Here is a 5,720-nt window from a genome sequence, read left to right on the forward strand (position 1 = left end):
TTTTCCAATGATTAATATTTCAAAGATATTTTAACTATTTCAAATGATTTATTCTATTGGACAAACTTATCACAAGGGTGAAAGTACAAAGGTTACAGGGATTTCAATATCCTGCTGATTTCGAAGATCACACAAATGGTTGTGTTTTATAGATAGTGTTGATGAAACATTTTTTAATAATATATCATAGGTTAACCGACCATTAATTTTAAATTGAGTATTTTTGTAAAACTTTTTTTCAATGTACAAAAGTATCATTCGACCTATTCTTTTCAAATTTGATCCCGAAGATGTTCATCACTTTACTTTTTCGGTGCTAAAGAATTTTGGATTTCTTACTCAATTATTTTTCCCTAAACCTATTGAAGATAAACGTCTGGAAAGAGAAATTTTCGGATTGAAATTTAAAAATCCTGTAGGGTTGGCTGCCGGTTTTGATAAAAATGCCGTCTTGTTCAACGAGTTGGGAGATCTGGGTTTCGGATTTGTAGAAATTGGAACCGTAACACCAAAAGCACAGGTCGGAAATCCTAAGAAAAGACTGTTCCGTTTAATTGAAGATGGAGGAATCATCAACAGAATGGGCTTCAACAACGATGGTCTTGAAGCTGCCATAGAAAAACTGAAAGGCAATAAAGGAAAAATAATCATTGGAGGAAACATCGGAAAAAACACCGATACAACCCCGGAAAACTATACCCAGGATTATCTGGATTGTTTTGAAGGTCTTCATCCTCATGTAGATTACTTTGTACTGAATGTCAGCTGCCCGAATGTGGGAAGCCACGCCAAGCTGGAAGATGTAGACTATCTGCGTGAGCTGATTACGGAAGTGAAAAAAATCAACCTATCAAAATCTGTACAGAAACCCATATTACTTAAAATTGCTCCGGATCTTAACAACAGTCAGTTAGACGAAATTGTTGAACTGATTGCAGAGACAAAAATTGACGGAGTAATTGTTTCCAATACCTCTGTCAGCCGGGAAGGACTGAAAACCTCTCCTGAAGTTTTAGAAAAGATAGGAAATGGCGGGTTGAGTGGAAAACCTATCCGCGAAAGAAGTACAAAAATGATCAAATACCTTTCCGATAAAAGCAACAGAACTTTCCCGATTATTGGGGTGGGCGGAATACATTCTGCAAAAGATGCTATCGAGAAACTGGATGCGGGAGCAAGTCTGGTACAGCTTTACACCGGATTTATCTATGAAGGCCCGGAACTGATCAATGAGATCAATAAAGAACTGTTAAAGAGAGCAAGCAGGCTTCCAAGATAAAAAATGAAAGAGAGCGTAAGGCTCTCTTTTTTATTTGGATTTCACAACAGAGGCATTTTTAGTGTCAACGGTAAAAGTGTAAGCTGGGGAAGATGCTGTTTTACCCACTTTAAATTGTAATGTTTTTCGGTCTTTAGATTTTGACTCTACAGTATCGTAAATGTTTTCAAGGCAGCTTTCCGTGAGAAATTCTTCGTAATTTTTATAATTCCAGTCTTTGGTAAAATATAAGACCCTATAGCCCTTTTCCCCTTCACTGGCACCACATCTGCCACAAGCATTGAAGTTGGATGAATGTTCAAAATATAACAGAATGCGGTTCCCATTTTCTCCTGAAGCGTAAGAAATTAGTTGGTTCCCTCCATGCTTATTAATGAAATCAAAAGTATTGATCTTTTTATTGTTGGGTAATGTAAGATAATTATTAAAACGATAAATCATATCATTGCCGGTAAACAGCTGAGCAGGTTGAGCTTTTTTATTTAAGTAAAAATTTCCTGTAATAGAATTTCCTTTAAGATCACTCGGTTCAAAAATGATATATTCCTTGGGTGCCAATGCTTCCGCAATGTCAGCAGTTTTTTCTACTTGTTGAGGTGAAGTAATCTGGTTTTTAAACAGTTTAGAATTTTGCTTTTGTTTATTGCCAAAATAATATAGAGATAGTTTTCCGTAATCATAAATGCCGGTCAATGGTATTTTCTTCTGATATTTATCGTAATAATACCACCCGTCTACAAAATGTTGATACAAGCTACAGTCGGCAATTCCGGCATAATACAGTTGCATGGTGATCGGTATTCCTGCAATTTCACCCTTGAAGATTTGCGAGGAATCTGTCACTTCTTTTAGGTCAACTTTCTGACAGTAACAGAACGTAAAAAGAGCGAGAAATAAGACAATTAATAGTTTTTTCATGGTTGGTTGTGAGTAGCTTTTAGAGGAAGAAATTGGCGATGGTGTAGATAATCAGCCCGACGAGTCCACCTACCAGGGTTCCGTTCACCCGGATAAACTGGAGATCTTTCCCTACTTCCAGTTCCATTTTTTCACTCAGCTCTTTACCCTGCCAGTTTCCTACGGTAGAACTGATGAGGTTTCCAAACTGATGGGTGTTTTTAAGGATATACTTATAAGCGGTTACTCTTACCCAGTGATCGATCTTATTCTGAAGGTTTTCGTCTGTTTTTAAATTTTGTGAAAATTCATTCAGGTTTTTAGTAAGATAGCCTTTTAAAGAAGACTGGTCATCCTGAAGTTCTTTCATCAATGTTTTCTTGATAGAGGTCCAGATATCGCTGGAATACTCATCCAGTTTATCACTTTTAAGAAGTCCGTTTTTGATGGTTTTAAATTCATCATCCCATTTCGGATCTTCTTTCAGGTCCATAGAAAATTCATAGATCTTTTGGGTAATGAGGTTTCGGATTTCATGCTGCGAATCTTCCTCAATTTCTTTAAAAAAGTCGGCAAGTCCGCTGGTAATTTTATCGGCAATCTTATGGTCAACAAAAGAAGGAATAAAAGAATAGCTTCCTTTTTCTACCCGCTCTTTGATCATTTCATCATTTTCGATGATATATTCTTTGATCTGTTTGGAAAGATTGGTAACAATCCTCTGATGATCATTTTTTTCAAGGATATAATTGATGCCGTTTCCAACGACTTTATTGAGCTTGATGTCATCTGTCATTTCAGACACTTTTTTGCTAATAAACTGGCTTACAGAATTGTCGTCCAGTTTATTGAGAATGTCGAGAACAATGTCTGACAGGTTTCTGATCAGAATCTCCTGGCTCTTTTCTTTGGCGAGCCATTCTCCAACGAAGTTTGAAATTTTAATCTTTTGGATGTAAGGACGGATATTTTGTGGAGAAAGAAAATTGCTTACCACAAAACTGCCAAGATTGTCTCCCAGCCTCTGTTTACTGTTTTCAATCAAATTGGTATGCGGAATCGGAAGTCCAAGCGGATGCCGGAACAGGGCCGTTACCGCGAACCAGTCTGCCAAAGCACCTATCATGGCTGCCTCGGAAAAAGCCCGTACATATCCGACCCAATGGGAGGGATTAGATTTTTGAAGTAAGGTGGTGGCTATAAAGATAATGGCCATCAGGACAAATAATCCCGTGGCAAATGCTTTATATTTTCTCAGCTGTTTTCTTTTTGCTTCATCATTCATATTCTCAAATTTACTAAATTTGATCATGAGATTTGTTTTAAAAATTAAACAACAAAAAGAGAAGGGAGATTAAGGTTTAGTTCAAAAAACACTTTTAAAAGATTATTACAACGAAAATCGAGGATTTTCAGCTAACTAATGTGGTCTTTCTCAACATTATGATTTTAAACTTTATATCAACTGAAGTGTTTAAAAACTTTTGCTCCTTTTGTGGTTTAATTAAAAGTAAAACTCACCATGAAATTTTTAACTTTCATTATTATTAATCATTCTGCAGGCCTGTCCGCAGAAGTTGTAGCCTATTAAAACTGTTCCTATGGAAAATAAAGAAGCAAAAAACAATCCATACTATTCAAGAACCGACACCACAAAACTTGACATCTCCAATGATGAGTGGAAAAAGATCCTGGCTCCCGACTTATATGCTATATCCAGAGAAGCGGCTACAGAAAGAGCGTTTACAGGAAAATATAATGAATTTGATGAAATCGGGGACTATTACTGTGCCGTTTGTGGTAATCACTTATTTCGATCTACCTCAAAATTCTCCAGCAGTTGCGGATGGCCAAGCTTTTTTGAAGCGGATAAAGAAGGGGTCTATTACAAAAGAGATACTGCGTATGGAATGGAAAGAGTAGAAGTGCTCTGCAAACGATGTGATTCTCATCTGGGACATGTTTTTGATGATGGTCCAAAGCCTACCGGGCTGCGCTATTGTATGAATTCCGTGAGTCTGGAATTTGTCGCAGATTCTGAAAAATAAGCCTCTTTAATTCACATAATCAAGACGTTAAAGTTTCTTAAATAGCGTTAAACTTTGTAGAGTATAACTGTCTGACAGTTATGTTTTTATAATTTTGCCTCACTAATTTGGAATTTAATATTATTGAATGAGAGGAATTTATAGTGTATTAGGCCTGGTTTACATGGTCACGACTTCATTCTATCTTTCGCCGGCAAAGGCAGTAAAGAGTGAGAATGTCAACACAACAAAAATTGAAAAAGTAGCAGACACGAAATCTGAGAAGACCGCTGGAAAAGTATCTTCATCAGAAGAATTGTACAAATCAATTCCCTTTGATCCTGAACATGAATTGAATTATGAGGTTTTCTCAAAAGCATTGACAGGATTTGAAAATTTAAAAAAAGCAGGATTGCTGAACCAGGATTCGCATTTATTAACTATCTGCGATTTTTCTATGTCTTCGAACACCAAAAGACTTTGGGTGATTGACACGAATGAGAAAAAGGTACTGTTCAATTCACTGGTAGCACACGGAAAAAATACAGGCGAAGAATTTGCTGCGAATTTTTCTAACACGGAAAGTTCGCTGCAGAGCAGTTTGGGATTTTATATCACGGATGCCACTTACCAGGGAGACAACGGATATTCTTTGAAATTGTTGGGAATGGATAAAGGTTTTAATGATGCCGCGTACAGAAGAGCGATCGTGATGCATGGAGCAGATTATGTGAGCGATGAATTTGCATCAATGCACAAAAGAATCGGAAGAAGCTGGGGATGTCCCGCAGTACCGAAAGCATTGACACAGCCGATCATTAATACCATAAAAGGACGAAACTGCCTTTTCATTTACTATCCTGATCAAAAGTATCTTTCTTCCTCAGAATGGTTAAGATCTTAATTTGATTAATAATTGTATAAAAAGATAATGCTAGTTTGAAAAGTACGAGTGCGTTTATTTCTGCCATAAGATTGTTCAGTCATCCTGATGGGACAAGTACCTTCGAAACGGGAAAAATCCCGACTTTGAAGCCTATGAATACAACAACTTTTTGGGCAAGTACGGTCACTGAAGAGTGGGAGAAAAAGAGGCACACTGCGCCGCGAAGACAATATGTGGTAACGTTAAAAGGGAATATCCTGTTTAAGGTGAGCAATGGCTCTACATTTCAGATAGAACCGGGAATTATTCTTTTGGCAGAAGATGTGGAAGGAGAGGGACATTCCTGGGAAATTATAAAAGGTAAGGAATGGGAGAGGTTATATATTCCGATTGCAGATGGTGCTGATGATTTTTTTATACAGGATTCAGAATAGAGAATTACTATTGTAAAGAAAGTAAAAAGCTTCTTACTGAGGTTACAATATAAAAGCAGTCAATTTTTGGCTGCTTTTTGTTGTTATTTAACCTGAATTAATGTTATTGATTTTGGTTTTTTATCCTTGTCAAGGTTTTGAACCTTGACATTCTATGTTAATTAGCAAATTTTATAAGTTAAAATATTTATATTTTT

General features: G+C 36.6%; 6 protein-coding genes. 4 read left to right on the forward strand and 2 right to left on the reverse strand.

What is annotated here, in order from left to right; all coding sequences use genetic code 11:
* The first annotated feature begins 241 nt into the window (after positions 1-241).
* Positions 242-1,279, forward strand: a complete 1,038-nt coding sequence (locus NZD88_RS21160) for a quinone-dependent dihydroorotate dehydrogenase (RefSeq protein WP_259831808.1) — start codon at positions 242-244, stop codon at positions 1,277-1,279.
* A 30-nt stretch (positions 1,280-1,309) separates the two neighbouring features.
* Here the strand turns inward: NZD88_RS21160 and NZD88_RS21165 are convergent, their stop codons facing one another.
* The gene (locus NZD88_RS21165) at positions 1,310-2,197 is read right to left on the reverse strand and encodes a hypothetical protein (protein WP_259831809.1); all 888 of its coding nucleotides are present in this window, start codon (positions 2,195-2,197) and stop codon (positions 1,310-1,312) included.
* A 19-nt stretch (positions 2,198-2,216) separates the two neighbouring features.
* Positions 2,217-3,461 (reverse strand): DUF445 domain-containing protein, encoded by a 1,245-nt coding sequence (locus NZD88_RS21170; RefSeq protein ID WP_259831813.1) that lies wholly within the window; start codon positions 3,459-3,461, stop codon positions 2,217-2,219.
* A 316-nt stretch (positions 3,462-3,777) separates the two neighbouring features.
* Between NZD88_RS21170 and msrB the strand changes: the two genes are divergently transcribed.
* From msrB to NZD88_RS21185, 3 genes are all read left to right on the forward strand, one after another.
* Positions 3,778-4,224, forward strand: coding sequence for a peptide-methionine (R)-S-oxide reductase MsrB (gene msrB / locus NZD88_RS21175; RefSeq protein ID WP_259831810.1), 447 nt, complete (start codon positions 3,778-3,780; stop codon positions 4,222-4,224).
* A 127-nt stretch (positions 4,225-4,351) separates the two neighbouring features.
* Positions 4,352-5,107, forward strand: coding sequence for a murein L,D-transpeptidase catalytic domain family protein (locus NZD88_RS21180; protein ID WP_259831811.1), 756 nt, complete (start codon positions 4,352-4,354; stop codon positions 5,105-5,107).
* Between the two features lie 35 nt (positions 5,108-5,142).
* Positions 5,143-5,523: a cupin domain-containing protein gene (locus NZD88_RS21185; protein ID WP_259831812.1), complete on the forward strand. Its 381-nt coding sequence runs from the start codon at positions 5,143-5,145 to the stop codon at positions 5,521-5,523.
* Positions 5,524-5,720 lie beyond the last annotated feature (197 nt).

The sequence above is a fragment of the Chryseobacterium pyrolae genome (genome assembly GCF_025153485.1).
Taxonomy (GTDB): Bacteria; Bacteroidota; Bacteroidia; order Flavobacteriales; family Weeksellaceae; genus Chryseobacterium; species Chryseobacterium antibioticum.